The sequence below is a fragment of the Ruegeria sp. HKCCD7296 genome, assembly GCF_013110775.1.
Lineage (GTDB): Bacteria > Pseudomonadota > Alphaproteobacteria > Rhodobacterales > Rhodobacteraceae > Ruegeria.
In genome coordinates, this window is the sequence record NZ_WVRF01000001.1 from 292,516 (window position 1) to 312,136 (window position 19,621).

Genomic DNA, 19,621 nt, shown 5'->3' on the forward strand with positions numbered 1-19,621 from the left:
CAGATGTTCGACTCCGCACCCCTGCTGCGAGATGTCTTTGGATTCGATGACTTCCGCCCCGGACAGGAAGAGATTGTCGATTCCGTGACCGCCGGCGAAAACGTGCTTGCGATCATGCCGACCGGGGGCGGGAAATCCCTGTGTTATCAACTTCCTGCCTTGCTGCGCGACGGGGTGACGGTGGTGATTTCACCACTGATCGCCTTGATGCGTGATCAGGTGCGCGGACTGCAGGAAGCCGGGGTTGAAGCCGGGGCACTGACCTCGGGCAACACACCCGAAGAGACCGACGCGGTGTGGGAAGCCCTGGAAGCTGGGCGGCTTAAACTGCTTTACATGGCGCCTGAACGTCTGGCCGCCGGGTCGGCGTTGGGCATGCTGCGCCGGATCAATGTCAGCCTGATCGCCGTGGACGAGGCGCATTGCGTCAGCCAATGGGGTCACGATTTTCGTCCAGATTACCTGCGGATCGGTGAACTTCGGCGCGCGCTGAACGTTCCTCTTGCAGCCTTCACCGCCACGGCGGATTCAGAGACGCAAGACGAGATTGTCGAAAAACTGTTTGACGGCATCGAACCGCGCAAGTTTCTGCGGGGTTTTGATCGGCCTAACATCCATCTGGCCTTTGCAGCCAAGGACGGGCCGCGCAAACAAATCCTCGATTTTGCAGCCGCACGCAAAACCCAATCCGGCATCGTCTATTGCGGCACCCGCAACAAGACCGAAGTGTTGGCTAAGGCTCTGCGCGACGAAGGGCACACAGCCTGCCACTATCACGGTGGCATGGACCCCGAGGATCGTCGCATCGTCGAAACCCGCTTCGCCCGCGAGGACGGTCTGATAGTTGTGGCCACCGTGGCCTTTGGCATGGGCATCGACAAACCCGATATCCGTTGGGTGGCCCATGCTGACCTGCCCAAATCCATCGAGGCCTATTATCAGGAAATCGGGCGCGCGGGCCGTGACGGAGGCCCTGCCGAAACGCTTACCCTGTTCGGCCCTGACGATATCCGCCTTCGGCGATCGCAGATTGATGAGGGGCTGGCCCCGCCCGAGCGTCGCATGGCAGATCATGCCAGGCTGAATGCTTTGTTGGGCTTGGCCGAAGCGCTGGAATGCCGTCGTCAAACCTTACTGGACTATTTTGGCGAACAGGCTGCGCCCTGTGGCAAATGCGACCTGTGCGATACGCCGCCCGAGGTTTTCGACGGAACAACGCCTGTCCGCATGGCACTGTCCGCGATCCTGCGTACGGACGAATGGTTTGGCGCAGGTCACCTGATCGACATTCTTTTGGGGAACGAGACCGACAAAATCCGCGCCCGCCGCCACGATGACCTGTCAACCTATGGCATCGGTAAGGCATGGTCCCAACCGCAATGGCAGGCGATCTTTCGGCAGATGATGGGGCATGACTTGGTCCGCCCCGACCCCGAGCGACACGGCGCATTGCGCATGACCGAGGCGGCCAAATCTATTCTGAAGGGAGAGGCGCAGATTAATCTGCGCAAAGATACGATCCGAAAGGCCACGCGCCGACCCGCAGTGAAAGCCATGGTATCCGAAGAAGACGCTCCGCTGCTGTCGGCACTTAAAGCGAAACGCCGAGCACTGGCTGAGTCTGCGCGCGTGCCGGCCTATGTAATCTTTCCAGACCGCACACTGATCGAAATGGCTGAAAATCGCCCAACGACGCTGGATGACATGGCTCGAATTGGCGGCGTTGGTGCCAAGAAGTTGGAACGCTATGGCGACACTTTCCTTGAAGTCATTGCAGGCGCGGTCGAGGCCGTTCACCCTGCGCGGCGCAAACTGGCCGGGCGCGATCAGGGTGAGATCTATGACCGTTTACTCGAAGTGCAGTCTCGGTTATCGCGTGGTCCCGAGGGGATTGACAAGCCACTGACCTGTTCTGCCTCGCAACTGGCAAAGGTGGCGCAGATGCGGCCCGATGACCCGCGCGGGATCGAGACAGTGCTGGGTGATCGACGTCACGAAAGGTTTGGCGCTGCCTTTCTGGACGTGCTGCGTGAGGCGGGCTAGTTCGTTTTACGTTTCAATCGTGTCAAAAGACGCTGCCGCTCCCTTTGGTCGACCGCGCCTTTCGACAAATGCTCTTTTGGTAAAACGCAAAACGACCTAGATACACCAAAGCAGGTAAGGAAAGAGGGCGGATATGCTGGTAGTGATTTCCCCGGCCAAGCGGCTGGACTGGGCAGAGCGGGATGTCGCGGTCACACAACCCGACTTTCAGGATGACGCGATCCGGTTATCTAAAACAGCCCGCAACCTGACACTTGGCGATCTGAAAAAGTTGATGAACCTGAGCGACGATCTGGCACGCCTGAACCGCGACCGCTATCGCACCTTTTCGGATACGCCCGAGGCCGAGGCCACGCGCCCTGCCGCGCTTGCTTTTGCTGGCGACACTTACCAAGGGCTTGAGGCCAGTTCTCTGGATGCCGAGGAACTGGCGTGGGCCCAGGACCACTTGCGCATTCTGTCAGGGCTGTACGGTGTGCTGCGCCCATTGGATGCGATTCAGCCGTACCGGCTGGAGATGGGCAGCAAGCTGAAAACTCGGCGCGGCAAGAACCTGTATGAATACTGGGGCAACCAACTCAGCAAAACGCTGAATACCCAAGGAGCAGAGATTGGAAGTGACTTTCTGATCAACTGCGCCAGTCTGGAGTATTTTGGCGCGGTTGACTTGAAAGCGCTGAAACTGCGGGTCATCACACCGGTGTTTATGGAAGACAAGAACGGGACCCCGAAGATCGTAAGTTTCTTTGCCAAAAAGGCTCGCGGTGCCATGGCGCGATATATCGTTCAGCACCGTCTGACCGACCCAAAGGCCCTGCTGGAATTTGACACTGGTGGGTATGAATACCGTCCTGACCTGTCTGAAGAGGACAAACCGGTCTTTGTCAGGCCCTATACAGCCTGAACATCATTGAAACACCTGGTCGCGGTTGCGGCCACGGAAGGAAGCGAGGGGCCAGCCCCTCGCGCTCCCCGAGGTATTTTTAGCCAGATGAAGCAGGATCCTGTTTTTGATCGCAGCGGTTTGTGATGAACTCTTCGGGTTCGGATTTATCAACAGGTCTCACGTTACTGGGTTGGTGGTTCAAGATCATCTGATGAATGAGGGTTTTGTGCAGCGGTTTGGTCAAATAGTGGTCGAGTCCTGCCGATAATATCCCCTCATCGTCCCCAGCCATCGCGTGCGCGGTCAGGGCAACGATCGGGACGTGTCGGCCGGTTTCAACTTCGAGCCTACGGATTTCGGCAGTGGCTTGTTTGCCGTCCATCTTGGGCATTGAAATATCCATGAAAATCAAGTCAGGCTCGAACTTCTGATAGATATCAACCGCCTCAAACCCATGAGATGCAAATCGTAGGTCAATGTTCAAAGTCTTGAGCATCTTTTTCAGGATCAATTGATTAGTGCGGTTGTCTTCGGCTGCAAGAATCTTCATTCGCCGGAGCGTTTTTGATCCGGAATCCTTTTTATTAGACTCTGACTTTGTCTGCTGCGGCGCTCGATCAGATTGCGGTGAGGCTTTCAGAGTCATCAACCTGGCATACAGCTCTGATCGGGGAATGGGTTTCTGAAGAACGCCACTTACGAGGTCGCGCGCCGGATGGGCGTGGATCAATGCGGGATTTGCGGACATCACAATGATCGGCAAGTCACCCCATCCCCGATCCTTGAGTGAGGTCGCAAGGTCCAGCCCATCCATGTCAGGCAGATCATGGTCACTCAGCACCAATTCTATCTGATCATTCATCAAGGACAGCGCCTCTCTGCCCGACGCGCAGACAGTCACTTCAGCACCCAGCTGGCCTAGCTGTTTCGCCAGAATTGCCCGGTTTACGGCCAGATCTTCGACCACCATCACGTGTTTGACGCAATCTGCCAAATTCGGCGGCTCGGGTTGCTTGCCTTCGGCGGTGGGCAGAGAGATGCGAAACCCGAAACAGGACCCAAGCTCCAGTTCGCTTTCCACCCAAACAGTGCCGCCCATCATTGAAATCAGCCGTTTTGTGATAGCCGAGCCCAGCCCTGTACCTTCGAATTGACGGTTGCGCTCGTCTTCAACTTGATTGAACTCGCCAAAGATGTGACTGATTTTTTCAGCCTCGATACCGATGCCTGTATCTTCGATGGCAACATGGATGTCGCAGGTCTGTTTATCCGGGTGGGGCACACCCGTGACCCGGATTAGAACATGCCCTTCGGACGTGAATTTGACCGCGTTGCCAACCAAATTGGTCAGAACCTGTCGTATCCGTCCGGGATCACCAACAAACAGAGTGGGCAGGAACAGGTCGTAATCCACCAGTAGTGTCAGGCCCTTGTCGCGCACACTGGGTTGCAAGAGCATCGCAACCTCGAGAATGCAGCGTTCCAGATCGAAATGTTCGGGATGAAGAACAAGCTTGTCCGCTTCGATCTTCGAGTAGTCCAACACGTCATTGATGATGACCAGCAAGGCTTCACCCGAATTGCGGATGGTGTTGACGTACAGACGCTGTTCTTCGTTCAAAGGGGTTTCGTCCAACAGCTCACTCATCCCGACGATACCATTCATCGGCGTGCGGATTTCATGACTCATGTTGGCCAGAAATGCTGACTTTGCGCGGTTGGCCGCCTCGGCACGCTCGCGCGCGGCTGTCAGTTCGGTCTCATGCCGAACCGACGCCGTGATGTTGAGCGCAAGACTAACCACGTCACCACCATTTCCCCGCTGGTCAATCAGGCGGATGTATTGCCCGTTCCACAGTTGCAGTACGATGGGCGGAGGATTAGCGCGTTTCCAGCGTGCCTGCATCCTGGCGCGCCACGCATCAGCCGTGTCATCGCCGATGTCGACAATGCCTTCGGTTGTCAACAATTCTAGAATGCGGGGATATGTTATCCCAGGCACCACCTCATCCAAACCGTCAAAAACACTTAGATAAGCGGTGTTGGCTCCGATCAATCTGCCATCGCCGTCGAAAAAGGCAAACCCGTCCTGAATGGTTTGGATAGAATGCCACAAACGGCGTTCAGCCACCTCGATCTTGGCATTCGCGACGGTCAGGTCGGATTTGACCTTCTCATTCTCGTCGCGGACGGTTTCAACCTCGGCCTGAGTCTCACCAATGCGTTTGGTCAATGCCATCGCATGCTGGCCCAGTTTACGGTTGGCCGCCGAAAGCTCGGCCTGTTTCAAGGCCAGCATACGTTCGGCCGCCAGACGTGCGCGCCGTTCCTGTGCCAGTTTGTGTGCAAGACTCATGGTAATCGATTCCGGGACGTTCCGGTCCCACCATCGCGGCAGAGAATGAAAAACTGTTTAAGCCGTTGCGTGACAGGTACGCGCCATGCAAGGTTGAGCACAAAGAGGAGGGCAACATGCACCGCTTTGTTTTTATTTCAATAACTTATATCTTTTCACTCTTGATCCTGCCCGTCACCGCTCTGGCGCAGAACGCCGTGCCTGACTTCCGCTACATAACCACCCGGGACACGGACTTTTATGGGTCAGATCTGGATGCTCTGTTCGACACAGATCTGAAATCATGCATTCGGGCATGCTCGGCCAATGATCGCTGCACTGCTTTCACCTATAACACGCGATCCGATGCCTGCTTTCCCAAGGACGGGGTGACCCGGCAGGAGGCGTATCAAGGGGCGCTTTCCGCGCAAAAGGTAACGACCTCAGAACAGGCTCTGAAATTGGGCAAAACCCGTGCGGCAGCGTTGAGCGTTCTGGGTTCTGCTGATTTGAAGCGGGCGACAGATCAGGCGCGCAACCTGGGATTCCTGCATCCTGCCGGCGGTTACGACCTGAAAGCTGTGTTGGACGCAGCGCGTAGCGCGGGCAGTGCGACGCAAGCGATGCAATGGACCGGCGTTGCCGTGTCTCTCAGCGATGCGCCGGACCTGTGGGTGGAATACGCGCGACTATTGCTGATTATGAACCCCTCGGGCTGGAGCGAACGACGGGATTTGCGCAATCGTGCATTGAACGCTGCGATCAATGGCTATCTGCGCGCCGAGACCCCGGGCACCCAGATTATGGCTCTGATGACTATGGCAAACGCGCTGGAAGAAGTTGAGCGCGGGCGTGACATGGTTCCAGTGCTGCGCCTGGCCGAGCAAGTGCAACCGCGCGAGGATGTGTTGGCCGCACTCGATGATGCCATTGCAAAATATGGCTTCCGCGTTGTCGATAGCTCGGTCGAAAGCGATGCTGCCGCCCCCCGGATCTGTGTTGAGTTTTCCGAACCCCTGGTCAAGGCCGGCGTGGACTATGATCCGTTTGTGCAGCGTGGCGATGTCGGGTTGGTCGTACAGGCTGAGGATAAACAGCTTTGCGTCGACGGGGTCGCGCATGGCCAGCGATATCGCGTGACACTGCGGCAAGGGTTGCCAGCTGCCTCGGGTGAAGTACTGAACCGAAACGTTGAACTGACCCATTACGTGCGCGACCGAACGCCTTCGGTTCGCTTTCCCGGGCGCAGCTATGTCCTCCCGAAATCCGCGGATGCGGCTTTGCCGGTCGAAACGGTCAACGTCACCGAGCTGGATCTGATCCTGCGGCGGATCAGCGACCGGAACCTGTTGCGAGCCGTGCAACAGGACTTCTTTGGCCGTCCGCTCAGCGAATGGCAGGAAGAGGAATTCTCGGACCAAATTGCCGAGGATATCTGGACAGGCACTGCCGAGGTATCCAATCAGTTGAACCAAACCATGACGGCGCGCCTTCCTATGGCAGAGGCCATCGCTGGTCAGTCTGCAGGCATCTATGCGCTGACAGCCCGTGTTCCGGGGGCTGATCCTTATGACGACCCCGGCGCGACGCAGTGGTTTGTGTTGTCTGATCTGGGGATCAGCACCGCGCTTGGCACCGATGGGCTGCACGTAACGGTGCGCGGCCTCAGCGATGCGGCACCGCGTCAGGACGTCGAGGTTTCGCTGGTCACAAATGCGAACGCGGTCATTGCAACCGCGCGGACCGATGAAACGGGCTATGCCAGATTCGATCCAGGCCTGATCCGCGGAAAAGGGGCCAGTGCGCCTGCCTTGGTGATGGCCTCTGCCGGGGACAGCGATTTCAGCTTTTTGTCCCTCACCGATCCCGCCTTTGATCTGTCGGATCGCGGCGTTGAAGGGCGCGCGCCTGCGGGGCCGGTTGATGTCTTCCTGACCACGGATCGGGGTGCCTATCGTGCCGGAGAGGTCATCCATGTCACCGCGCTGTCCCGAGATGGTGAAGCACAGGCCATTGAAGCGTTGCCACTGACCGCGATCCTGTATCGTCCGGACGGGGTGGAATACCGTCGGTCTGTCTCGGACGGGGGCATTGCCGGGGGGCATGTCTTTGCTTTGCCTGTCGCCATCGACGTACCGCGTGGAGCATGGAAGATTGAGATTAAATCTGATCCCAAAGGCGAGGCACTGGCGCGTCAGACGGTACTGGTCGAGGATTTTCTGCCTGAACGTATCGATTTCGATCTGACCCTACCCGACGCGCCCTTGCGGCCCGGCGATAGCCCACCGCTTTCCATAGATTCGCGCTATCTGTTTGGTGCGCCGGGATCTGACCTGAGCATTGACGGACAGGTCATCGCGCGCGCCGCGGACACCGTTCCGGGGTACGAAGGTTACCGCTTTGGCCGCTACGATGCTGAGGCCGTGATCAAAAGCACTTATTTCGGAAACACGCGCACGGATGCGGCGGGACAGGCCACCGTGGCCGTCGAAATTCCAGTGTTAGAGACTGAAGGAAAGCCCATTGAGGCTGAAATCATCGCACGATTGACCGATGGCTCTGGCCGTCCGGTTGAACGTCGCCTGTCTGCTCCGGTTCTGCCACCGCAGCCGGTGATCGGTGTCAAACCTTTGTTCGAACAGGTTGTTCCCGAAAGTACCGAAGCGGCGTTTCAGATCGTCGCGCTCGCCCCTGATCTGAGCCCGAGTCCGATGCGTCTGCGTTGGACTCTGAACCGGGTCGAGACGCGGTATCAGTGGTATCAGCTGTACGGCAACTGGAATTGGGAACCGACAACCCGCCGCACACGCATTGCCACCGGCGAAGTTGACATCTCGACAGATCCTTTGACACTGGCGCAGCCCGTGGATTGGGGCCGTTATGAACTGGTCGTCCAGCGCATCGACGGCACATATGCCGAAACCGCTGTCGATTTCTATGCGGGCTGGTATCAGGCCGCGGATGCGTCAACCACACCAGACCGGCTTGAGATGTCGCTGGACCGTGACAGCTATCGCGCAGGCGATACCGCGCAGTTACGGATCGTCCCGCGCATGGCGGGCGTCGCCCAGATCGAAATCCTGTCGAACCGGCTGATCCATCGCCAAATGGTGGACGTGCCGGAAGGTGAAACCGTAATCCCGATCGAAGTGACCGAAGATTGGGGCGCGGGGGCTTATGTCACCGCCACGGTCATCCGCCCGATGAACGTCGCAGCAGGTCAAAACCCGGCGCGTGCGATGGGCGTGGCACATGCCACCATTGATCCAGCAGATCGCAAGCTGGAAGTCGTTATTGATGTGCCCGAGGTCACATCTCCACGGCAAACGCAAAAAGCCCGTGTTAGGGTCGAGAATACCTCGGAGAATGACCCGGTCTGGCTAACACTGGCTGCAGTGGATGTGGGCATTCTGAACCTGACTGGATTCGAAAGCCCGGATCCACAGGAATATTACTTTGGGCAACGTCGTCTTGGCGTGGATCTGCGCGACGTTTACGGGCGCCTGATCGACGGCATGACCGGAGCGATGGGCACCGTCCGTTCCGGTGGTGACTCCGACAACGGCATGCGCCGCCAATCCCCGCCTCCGACGCAAGACTTGATGGCTGTGTTCAGCGGCCCGGTTCAAGTCGGCCCGGACGGAGAGGTTGAGGTGGACATTCCCCTACCCGCCTTCAACGGCACTGTCCGATTGATGGCTGTCGCGTGGTCACCCAAAGCGGTCGGGCAGGCCGAAGCCGATATGATCGTCCGCGATCCGGTGGTCGTCACCGCCAGCCTGCCCCGTTTCCTTGCCCCCGGCGATCAAAGCCGAATGCGGCTTGAGATCGTTCATGCCGATGGCACACCCGGGGACATGGTACTTGGTCTGACGGCTTCCGGTGGATTGAAACTGGGTGAGGCACCGACCAACTTTGTGTTGGAGAACGGTGGCAAGGCGATCTTTGACATCCCCGTCACAGCCAGCGTTGTTGGCGATCCCGAAATCAGTGTCTCGATCACCACACCGGACGGGCGCGACCTGTCTCAAACCCTGCGCATGCCCGTACGTGCCAACGATCCGGTGATTACACAGACACGACGTTTCGCGTTGGGGGCCGGCGACAGTTTCCTGTTTTCGCAGGACGTATTTGACGGGTTCCAGCCCGGTTCGGCCAAGGCCATCCTATCTGCCGGAATTTTGGCAAAGTTCGACACGCCCGGTCTGTTGGATCAGTTGAACCGTTACCCCTATGGCTGCACGGAACAGATCACCAGCAAAGCCCTGCCGCTGCTTTATCTGTCATCCGTCGCGCAGGCCTCGGGGCTGGGGGACGGTCCGGTGGTGGATCAGCGCATCGCAGAGTCCATTCGCAGCATCCTGACCCGTCAGGCAGCCAATGGTGCCTTTGGCCTTTGGCGTGCAGACAGTGGGGATTTCTGGCTGGACGCTTACGTGACGGACTTCCTGTCCCGTGCGCGCGCACAGGGATACCCTGTGCCGGATCGCGCCTTTGCCCAGGCCATGGATAACCTACGAAATAGGGTCAATTACGCGCCAGATTTCGACGAAGGCGGTCAGGATATTGCCTATGCCCTGATGGTTTTGGCACGAGAAGGCGCGGCATCGATGGGTGATCTGCGCTACTATGCAGATGTCAAAGGGGATGCGTTCGACACCCCATTGGCGGCCGCACAATTGGGCGCAGCACTTGCATCTTACGGCGATCAGACCCGGGCGGACGCGATGTTCAACCGCGCCGCTCGCATGTTGGAACAAGTTCCGGATGAGCAGGAAAATTACTGGCGCGCGGATTTTGGCACGCACCTGCGGGATGCGGCAGGTCTGTTGACTCTTGCCGTGGGCGCGGGCAGTGAGGCCGTCAATCGCGACGCACTGATCCAACGTGTCAGCGCCAGTCGCGCCCCGTTGTCCACGCAAGAGGCAACGTGGTCGCTTTTGGCCGCCCATGCGCTGGTGTCTGATCCGACTGGATCGGGCTTGACCGTCAACGGCTCTCAGGTGTCTGGTCCGTTTGTGCAGGTGCTGCAGTCTGGTCAGGCGGATGAGGTCAACATCACGGCAAGTGACGGCCAAGCCACGGACATCACCCTGACAGTCACCGGGATCCCTGAGGTTCCGCCCGAAGCGGGCGGCACCAGTTATTCGATCGAACGACAATATTACTCGATGGATGGCGATCCGATTGACGCCAACAGCTTTGAAACCGGCGAAAGGTTTGTCACGGTTCTGACAGTGACCCCGTTCGAAAGCGCCGGGGCGCGCCTGATGGTCGATGATCCACTTGCCGCCGGGATCGAAATCGACAACCCCAGTCTGCTGCGTTCAGGCGATGTGCGTTCGCTTGACTGGCTGGACCTGTCTGAGGCAACTCATACCGAGTTCCGTTCTGACCGTTTCCTTGCTGCGGTTGATCTGTCCGGCGGTGAAACGGTAACGCTGGCCTACGTGGCGCGCGCTGTTACGCCGGGTATCTTCCATCATCCTGCGGCCTCAGTTGAGGATATGTATCGCCCGCAGAATCGGGCACGCACAGCGACCGGTCGGGTTGAGGTTCATTGATCAGCTTTGCAACATATCAATGCCCGGGTGGCTGTCGTGCCTAGGCCGTCGCGTCTGCTGCTTGCACTGGTCGGTGCCCTCTATTTGACGGCGCTGGCACGGGATGGCGTTGACCAATGGGTCGACGCCACCGTTTTACCACCTGTTCTGGCCGAAACCTCGGTTGAGATACGAGATCGGAACGGAGACCTCCTTCGTGCGTTCCCGGTTGAGGATGGCATCTGGAGACTGCAGCCAGGCACAGTCGATCCAAATTTCACCTCCATGCTGATCCGGTACGAGGATAAGCGGTTTCGGAGTCACCACGGTGTGGACCTGATAGCGATGCTGCGGGCAGCAGGGCAAAGCCTGTGGAATGGGCGTAAGGTATCGGGTGGGTCTACGCTGACCATGCAGGTCGCGCGGCTGATTGAGGACGGGCCGACGGGACGTTGGAGCGGTAAAATCCGTCAGGTTAGGGTCGCATTGGCGTTGGAGCGGCAACTGACCAAACAGCAAATCCTAAGCCTCTATCTGACACATGCGCCTTACGGCGGTAATCTGGAAGGTATCCGCGCCGGCACCCGTGCGTGGTTTGGCAAAGAGGCAGCCCGGTTGACCCCGGCGCAAGCAGCGCTGTTGGTTGCTCTGCCGCAATCTCCAGAGGCTCGACGCCCGGATCGCCAGCTACACGCAGCCCGAGAAGCACGTGACCGGGTTCTGCGCAGGCTTGAACGTCATGGCGTCCTGACAGCCGCTGAAACACGCGCAGCTCTGACGGAGCCCCTGCCGGATCGGATGAAACCATTTCCGCGCCTGGCACCGCATCTGACCGATCGTGTAAAGCGGCAAACACCCGAAACAAGCGCCTTTGATCTAACCCTTGATGCCGGGTTACAGGCCCGGTTGGAAGCTATAGTCATGCAGGCCGCCACGCGCGCCGGACCACGCGTGTCTGGCGCTCTGATCGTGGCCGATCATCGCAGTGGCGAGGTTCTGGCCTCAGTCGGGTCCGCCGGGTATCAGGATGCCCGACAGGGGTTTGTGGATATGACACAAGCACTGCGGTCGCCTGGATCGACCCTGAAACCTCTGGTTTACGGGCTGGCCTTCGATCAGGGACTGGCCCATCCCGAAACTCTGATCAGCGACAGCCCCGTAATGTTTGGCCGCTACGCCCCGCGCAATTTTGATGGGGCATTCCGTGGCGATGTCCGGGTACGGGACGCCCTGCAATTGTCGCTCAACATTCCGGTCGTGCGTCTGACAAACGCGCTGGGGCCAGCGCGTATCATGGCGGCATTACGCTTGGCCGGATCAGAACCGCGCCTGAACGGTGGCACGCCCGGCTTGGCGATCTCATTGGGCGGTGTGGGGTTGAGCCTGCGCGATCTGGTACAGATTTACGCCACTCTTGCAGCCGGCGGGCAAGGCCCGATCCTGCATCATGACGCTCTGGCGGATACGCGGCAAACTCCGCGCGTTTTGTCAAAAACTTCTGCCTGGCAGGTTGCCGACATTCTGGCAGGGCTTTCACCCCCAGCAGGCGGTGCGACAGGAGCGCTGGCCTACAAAACCGGCACATCTTATGGCCACCGCGATGCCTGGGCCATCGGCTTTGACGGTCAGCACGTCATTGGGGTCTGGTTAGGTCGTGCAGATGGAACGCCCGTTCCCGGCGCGTTCGGAGGCGATCTTGCCGCGCCGCTTCTGGCCGAAGCCTTCAGTCTGCTGAAATCCGAGCTTACCCCGCTGCGCCCGCCGCCGCCTTCGACCTTGCTGGTGGGCGCTGCTCAATTGCCCCAACCCTTGCAACGTTTCCGACCTCGCACGGCGGCTTTCCAAAATGATTCTTCCGCTCCGGATCTGCTGTTTCCGCCCGATAATGCTGTGTTAGAGACATTTGGAGCGCCCCTAACGGTCAAACTGCGCGGGGGGGTCGGGCCATTTTCAGTGCTGGCGGATGGCGTGCCCGTGCTGACCGGACAGCGACAGCGAGAGTTCGAGATGCCCAACCCGGGGGCCGGTTTCACCTCGCTTGTTGTGGTGGATGCGCAAGGTCTTTCGGATCGGGCAGCAATCAAGATTGATTAGCGCCGCCCCTCGCGCAGCCAACCGCCCAGCAGGAACCCTCCTGCCAGTAGCAAAACCAGCCAAGGGGGCAACAGACCGGCCTGCGTAACATCCCGCGTCTCGTAGGCATCGCGCGGGGTCAGACCGATCCAGCCCCGACCAGCCGCAGGACGCCCTGCGCGTACGTTGCGGATTGATGGCAAACCGTCTTCCAAACGGATCACGCCACCCCGCATATTGGCCAAGATCGGTTCCAAAACATCACCGGTTGCGATGGTGCGTTCAAACTCTTTGGGTGCGGCGGGGCCAAGGCCAATCACGGCCATATGGTCGCCTTCCTGCAACCGGTACAGACCGATCTCAGGCCCATAGTATTGTGCTTCGAACCGGCCCGGAGAGACCTCTTGCAAAGTGATCTCTAGTGTCTCACCGTTTGGACGCGTTACCGTAACCGGCCCAACCTCGTCTTCCAGCGTCTGGCGAATGATGCGCATGGATTGACCGTTCGCCTCGGCCCATAACGCTTCTTCCTCCAATTCGGGTTCCTTCATCATCCAATGAGCCAACCTGCGCAGCAGCTCCAGCTGCGGACCGCCACCTTCAAAGCCGCGACTCCACAACCAAGCGTGGTCGGATGCCAGCATCGCAACGCGCCCCTCGCCAACACGGTCCAGAACCAGCAGTGGCCGTTCTTCGATGCCAGTCATCAGAACCTCGCCCGAGCGGTGGTTCACGTCGATCTGGCGCAACCAAGCCCCCCAATCCTCGGAATCGCCCAGATTGGTTGTTACCGGATGCCGTTGCCCCAAGTCGCTGACCATCGGTACATACCGTTCCTCGAACACCCGTGCCGAAGGCTGCGCCGGCAAGATCGGTGCTAAAGGAGATCGGAAGATACTGTCGGCACTGGCGAAATCGGGACCAGCGGCGATCAGAACCGCGCCCCCGTCATTGATGTAACTTGTGACATTGTCCAGATAGATCGCAGGTAAGATGCCACGCCGCTTGTAGCGGTCGAAGATGATCAGATCGAAATCGTTGATCTTTTCCAGAAACAGTTCACGCGTTGGAAAGGCGATCAAGGACAGCTCATCGACAGGCACGCCATCCTGTTTCTCAGGCGGGCGCAGAATGGTGAAATGTACCAAATCGACCGAACTGTCAGATTTCAACAGGTTGCGCCATGTGCGTCCACCGGGATGCGGCTCCCCCGAGACCAGTAGAACGCGCAGACGATCCCGAACGCCATTCATCTGGATCAGCGCAGTGTTGTTTCGGTCGGTCAATTCACCGTCGGCCTGCGGCACAGAAAATTGGATCACGTTGCGCCCGCCATGGGGCAGCGTGATGGGCAGTTCTACATCACGACCAATGGGAACACTGAACTGCTCCGGCGCGCCGCCATCGACCGAAATCTCTAGTGGCGCAGTCGCCGCGCCCGCAGGTGCCGCACCACTGTCTTCCACCCGAAGGGTCAATGTGACCGGCTCGCCAATAATGGCAAAGGCCGGCGCATTGCGGACGATAAGCCTGCGATCCCAATCACTTTCACGCCCGGTTTGCAGAAGGTGCATCGGTGCGGGCAGGTCCGGGGCCTGATCGACATCGTGCACAATCCCGTCCGACACCACCAGGATACCAGCGATCCGCGCACGGGGTTCTTCGGCCAACGCCTCATTCAGGGCGGCCATAACCTGCGTGCCTTCATCCCCGTCCCCGTCGCCAACCTGAATGCGGCGCAGTTCCGTGTTGTTGCGCCCCTCAATCTCGGCGGCGAGTTCCTCGGCAGCCTGTGCGGTTTGTTCCGCCCTGTCCGAAAGCGTCTGGCTGGCGCTTTCATCCTCGATCATCAGAACGATATCTGTCAGCGGTGCGCGATCTTCGATCTGATAAACCGGACCGGACAGAGCCGCCAGAACCACCAGAGCCGCCAACCCACGTAGCGCCCAGCCCGACAGGCCACGCCGCAGGGCCAACACAACCCCAGCCACGGCAATCGCACCCACAGCCGCCAGAATGGGCCACGGGATCAGTGGGTCGAATATGACGGTTCCGGTCATTGTCCTAGCCTGTCCAGAAGGGCGGGCACGTGGACCTGATCGGATTTGTAATTCCCGGTCAGCACGTGCATCACCAGATTGACGCCAAAACGATTGGCCAATTCTCGCTGCCGTTCCCCAGCGTAACCGCGCCCGACAGGCAGCAGGGCCTGCCCGTTGCGATCCACTGCCCAGGCCCCGGCCCAGTCATTCCCGCCGATGACGACCGGGGTCACGTTGTCATTGAGGTTGCGGAACGGCATCCCTTCGATCTGTTCCGCATCCAGTGGCGCAGCTTCCACCCAGACTTCTGTGCCAGAGTAACGGCCCGGGAAATCCTGCAACAGATAGAACGTTCTGGTCAGAACGTGATCCCGTGGAATCGGCTCTAATGCAGGGATATTCAGCGGTGCAGCCAGTTGCTGCAGCTTGCGGCCATTCGGGCTGGACGCGCCGAAACCAGCGATGTCCGCATCACGCGTGTCAAACAGGATCATCCCACCCGAGCGCAGATAGGCATTCAGTTTCGCATAAGCTTCAGCAGAAGGTTGAGGCTGGCTTGGAGAAATCGGCCAATAGAGCAGCGGGAAGAATGCGAGCTCATCACGTTCAAGGTCCACACCTATGGGGTCGGCCGGTTCGACGGAGGTGCGATAAAACAAGGTTTGCGCCAATCCTCGCAGACCGGCCTGCGCAATCTCGTCCGCCTGCGCGTCGCCAGTCAGCACATGGGCTAAGACAAGTTCATGCGTCGCAGCCAGGGCAAATTCGGTATCTTCAGGCGTCTGCGCCTGAACCTCGGGCACCAGCAGAAACGCCGCCAGAACCCCAGCAGCAGCACGCGCCAAGCCCAATCGACCAGACAAAGCCAATGACGCAACCACGTCGATTGTGAGCAAGATCAAAGCAAGGCTAAGCAGCAGACCCGACAGCGGCGTTTCAGTGCTGGCCTCTTGCCCCTTGATCGGCACATTGGCAGGCCAGACCACCGGACGAAGTTCAGTATCCTCGGAAACAACGTTCAACGCCAGTTTCTGTTTGCCACTTTCATATAGACCCGGACGCAAATCCGGCCCGATCTGTCCCGAAATCAACTGCACACCGTCCACACCAGCCAAGGTGCCAGCGTCTGACAATGTGCCAAACCCGTCCATGATCTGCACTGGCTCCCACGTGGTGCCTTGCAACTGCGCCTCTTGCCGAGACTTCGCAGCAGAGGCCACGGCCAGACGATCCAGCATTTCGACAAACAGACCCGAAAGCGGCAGGCTGGACCATTCCGCATCGGCGGTCACGTGGAACAGCACCACCTGCCCCAATCCCAGCGCTTTGCGCGTCACCAAAGGTGTTCCATCTGACAGCGAAGCAATCACGCGATCCGCAAGATTAGGGTCTGGTTGGGCCATTACCTGAGTCGAAACAACCACATCGCCTGGGATGTCCAAACCATAGAACGGTGAATTCTCGGGGAACGGAGCCAAGGTCTTGGCCTCACCCCAGCTCATCGCTCCACCGACAGATCGCCCGCCGCTGCGCAGCCGCGCGGGCAACAGGGTGTCTTCGGTATCCCGTCCCAGATCACTGGCTGCCATGCGCGGACCGGCAAACCGTAGCAGCAGGCCGCCCTGTTCGACCCATTCGATCAGTCCGGCCTCTTCGGTATCCGACATCTGCGCGACATCCGACAGAACGATCACATCTGGGTTCGCAGGCAGAACCTCAAGCAGACCCCCATCGACAAAATCCGCCGTGGGGATCAGAACTTGTGTCAGGTAATGCAGGGGCGACAACAGCTCCAGCCCTTCACGGTTCAGGGTTCCGGCAATCAGCGCAACCTCGCGACGACGCAAGCTGTCATCGGTCAGAGTCACAGTCCCGGCGGATCTTTGGCCCTGAATTTCGAAACGCGTGATGCGCGCGCGCAATTCCGACGGCAGTGCCAGTTCGATCTGCGCCGTGGTTTCCCCGGCATCTAAGGTCAGGTCTACCGAATGCAGCACCCGCGCCGTGCCTGCCGGATCACGCCCCTGCGCCAGAACCGTCACCCGCTCTTCCGGGCCGGGTCCCGCGCGTTGCACGGTCAGTTGGATAAGACCGTCTTGGTAGGCCGCGGGCTGGATCGCAATGGGCCTGGATGCCGCCTGATACACCGTCACATCACCACGTGCCTGCACGGCAGAAACCAAACTGGTATGATGGGTATAGTCCAAACGGTCGCTAAACCAGTGAGTGTCAAAGCCGCCATCAACTGCATCCAAAGCGGCAATGGCTTGCGAAATCTGATCTGCAGTCGGTTGCCAAGGGTTCGGAGTCAGACCAGGAAGACGCCCACGCCATGCTTCCGCCGCTTGAAAAACAGGTGTTTCCGGCTCGGTCAAACGTATTATGGCAACCGTGCGACCCGCGCGTCCGGCCTCGGTCAGTTGCGTGTCAAGCTGATCCAGCGTGGCCGACCAGCGCGTGGCACCGGCCCAACTGGCATCCAGCACCAGCAGAAGCGGCCCTGTGCCAGTCTCATCACGCGAGGGGTTCAGAACTGGCCCGGCCAGGCCGATGATGATGGCTGCCGCCGCAAGCATCCGAAGCAGCAACAACCACCATGGCGTACGGTCGGAAACACTTTCGTCATCCTTCAACCCCAACAACAGGGTGACTGCCGGGAACATCCGGCGGATCGGTGCGGGCGGTACAGCGCGCAGAATCAGCCACAGAATCGGCAGGGTTAGAAGACCCAGCAAAACCCATGGCGCGGTAAAGCCTATGCCCGCAAGAACCGTCATCGCGTGCCCCCATCCAAGGCCCGATAGAGCCACAATAGAGCCGCTTGTGCGCTATCGCCGGTATGGTGCAAGCCCAGTTGCCAGCCGGTTGCACGGCACAACTGCGTCAGGGCATCCTTGCGGCGTGCAAGACGTTCCAAATAGCGGTCCCGTAACTCAGCCGCCTTGAGGGTTTCGTGTCGGACAGATCCTCCGACGCTTTCGAAAATCGTCCGGCCCCGATACGGAAATGTCTCTTCGCCTGGATCAAGTACTTGCAACACCACACCGCGCACGCCGCGGTCAGCCGCTTTGGTCAGGGCCAATTCAACCTCATCCATGGGACCAAGGAAATCCGAGATGAACACGGCGCGGGCATGGGGGATCATGGCACGGTGTTCAGGCGGGGCGTAATCCGTTTGGTCATCTTCAGACCAGGCTTGCGCCAAACGGATGATCTGCGCGTTGCCGCGCCGGGGCGGCAGGGTTGTCCCGGTCAGGCCGACACGTTCTCCGCCGCGTACCAGCAGGATCGAAGTTGCCAGGCCCAACAACCGGGCGCGATCCACCTTTGTTGGCAGCGATTTGTCAGACGCAAAGCGCATGGACGCACCCTGATCGACCCAGAGCATCACCGATTGCGCGATCTGCCATTCGCGCTCGCGCACAAACTGCTGATCCCCCCGCGCCGAACGGCGGTGGTCGATCATCCGGCGACTGTCCCCGATTTGCGCGGGGCGGTATTGCCAGAAATCATCGCCCATACCCGAACGCCGCCGCCCGTGATCGCCCAACAGGACGGTTCCGGCCAAATGCTCGGCCCGCGCCAAAAGCGGCGGCAGCCGGGACGCCTCGGCCTCGGATCTTTCGCGAAGGGTCAGCGCCGCATTCACGCCGCGGCCTCGGTGCGGATCAGACCGGCAGCCGTCGAGCCAATCAGCTCGGCAAGGCTGTCACCGCGCGCCCGCGCCGCAAAGTTCAATGCCATCCGGTGGCTCAGCACCGGGCGCGCCATGTCCAGAACATCCTCGGCATTCGGAGCCAACCGCCCCTGCAACATGGCACGTGCCCGCACCGTCATCATAAGTGCCTGCGCCGCGCGGGGTCCGGGGCCCCAGGCCACGGTTTCTGAAACGCGTTCGGACACGCCTGCTTCCTCAGGGCGGAACGCGCGGACCAGATCAAGGATCAATTCGACTACCGATTCACCCACCGGCATCCGGCGCAACAGGACTTGGGCCGCCAACAGGTCTTCTTTGCTGAAAATCTGATGCGCCTCTTCCTCTTCCACACCGGTTGTGGCCAGCAGAATATCGCGCTCGGTCTGCCGATCCGGGTATTCGACGTCGATTTGAACCAAAAAGCGGTCCAGCTGCGCCTCGGGCAGTGGATAGGTGCCTTCCTGTTCAATCGGGTTTTGCGTGGCCAAAACGTGGAAAGGCGTCCCGAGTGATCGATCTTCACCCGCCACAGTTACCGTGCGTTCCTGCATCGCTTGCAGCAAAGCAGACTGTGTTCGCGGGCTGGCGCGGTTGATTTCGTCCGCCATCAACAATTGGCAGAAGATCGGGCCGGAGATAAAACGGAAATGCCGTGAACCGTCATCGGCAGTATCCAGAACCTCGGAGCCAAGAATATCTGCGGGCATCAGGTCGGGCGTGAACTGGATGCGGTTGCCGTTCAGGCCCATCACGGTCGACAGCGTTTCGACCAAACGCGTTTTTCCCAGCCCCGGCAAACCGATCAGCAGGGCATGACCGCCACACAACAGCGCGGTCAGGGTCAGATCCACAACCCTTTCCTGCCCGATGAAGCGACGGGTGATCGAGGCCTTGGCCTCTTGCAGCTTGTTTTCCAGCGCTTCGATCTCGGCTACGAGGTCGGCAGGTTCGGTCATGACTTTCCCTTCCGTGGACTAATATGATTGAAGTGTATCGCGCTAC

General features: G+C 59.4%; 9 protein-coding genes. 4 read left to right on the plus strand and 5 right to left on the minus strand.

All coding sequences use genetic code 11. From position 1 onward, the window contains the following. Positions 1-3: 3 nt before the first annotated feature. Positions 4-2,043: a DNA helicase RecQ gene (recQ, locus tag GS632_RS01510; protein WP_171721647.1), complete on the plus strand. Its 2,040-nt coding sequence runs from the start codon at positions 4-6 to the stop codon at positions 2,041-2,043. Positions 2,044-2,176: 133 nt separating this feature from the next. Next, positions 2,177-2,947 (plus strand): peroxide stress protein YaaA, encoded by a 771-nt coding sequence (gene yaaA, locus GS632_RS01515; RefSeq protein ID WP_171721646.1) that lies wholly within the window; start codon positions 2,177-2,179, stop codon positions 2,945-2,947. A 79-nt stretch (positions 2,948-3,026) separates the two neighbouring features. On the opposite strand, the gene GS632_RS01520 is transcribed toward yaaA, so the two are convergent. After that, positions 3,027-5,285 carry a response regulator gene (locus GS632_RS01520; RefSeq protein WP_171721645.1) on the minus strand — a complete coding sequence of 753 codons (2,259 nt, stop codon included), beginning with the start codon at positions 5,283-5,285 and terminating at the stop codon, positions 3,027-3,029. 116 nt (positions 5,286-5,401) lie between these two features. On the opposite strand from GS632_RS01520, the gene GS632_RS01525 reads away from it, so the two are divergent. Next, positions 5,402-10,828: an alpha-2-macroglobulin family protein gene (locus tag GS632_RS01525; RefSeq protein ID WP_171721644.1), complete on the plus strand. Its 5,427-nt coding sequence runs from the start codon at positions 5,402-5,404 to the stop codon at positions 10,826-10,828. Positions 10,829-10,864: 36 nt separating this feature from the next. Continuing rightward, positions 10,865-12,901, plus strand: coding sequence for a penicillin-binding protein 1C (gene pbpC / locus GS632_RS01530; protein ID WP_371809978.1), 2,037 nt, complete (start codon positions 10,865-10,867; stop codon positions 12,899-12,901). On the opposite strand, the gene GS632_RS01535 is transcribed toward pbpC, so the two are convergent. From GS632_RS01535 to GS632_RS01550, 4 genes are read right to left on the minus strand one after another with little or no spacing between them, the layout of a single operon-like run. Then, positions 12,898-14,940: a hypothetical protein gene (locus tag GS632_RS01535; RefSeq protein ID WP_171721643.1), complete on the minus strand. Its 2,043-nt coding sequence runs from the start codon at positions 14,938-14,940 to the stop codon at positions 12,898-12,900. The two genes, pbpC and GS632_RS01535, sit on opposite strands and share 4 nt — an antisense overlap. Next, positions 14,937-17,699, minus strand: a complete 2,763-nt coding sequence (locus tag GS632_RS01540; protein WP_171721642.1) for a DUF4159 domain-containing protein — start codon at positions 17,697-17,699, stop codon at positions 14,937-14,939. The genes GS632_RS01535 and GS632_RS01540 overlap by 4 nt, the downstream gene beginning before the upstream one ends. Then, the gene (locus GS632_RS01545; protein WP_171721641.1) at positions 17,696-18,571 is read right to left on the minus strand and encodes a DUF58 domain-containing protein; all 876 of its coding nucleotides are present in this window, start codon (positions 18,569-18,571) and stop codon (positions 17,696-17,698) included. Before GS632_RS01545 ends, GS632_RS01540 begins: the two co-directional genes overlap by 4 nt. Continuing rightward, positions 18,568-19,575, minus strand: coding sequence for a MoxR family ATPase (locus GS632_RS01550; protein WP_171721640.1), 1,008 nt, complete (start codon positions 19,573-19,575; stop codon positions 18,568-18,570). Before GS632_RS01550 ends, GS632_RS01545 begins: the two co-directional genes overlap by 4 nt. Between the last annotated feature and the right edge of the window lie 46 nt (positions 19,576-19,621).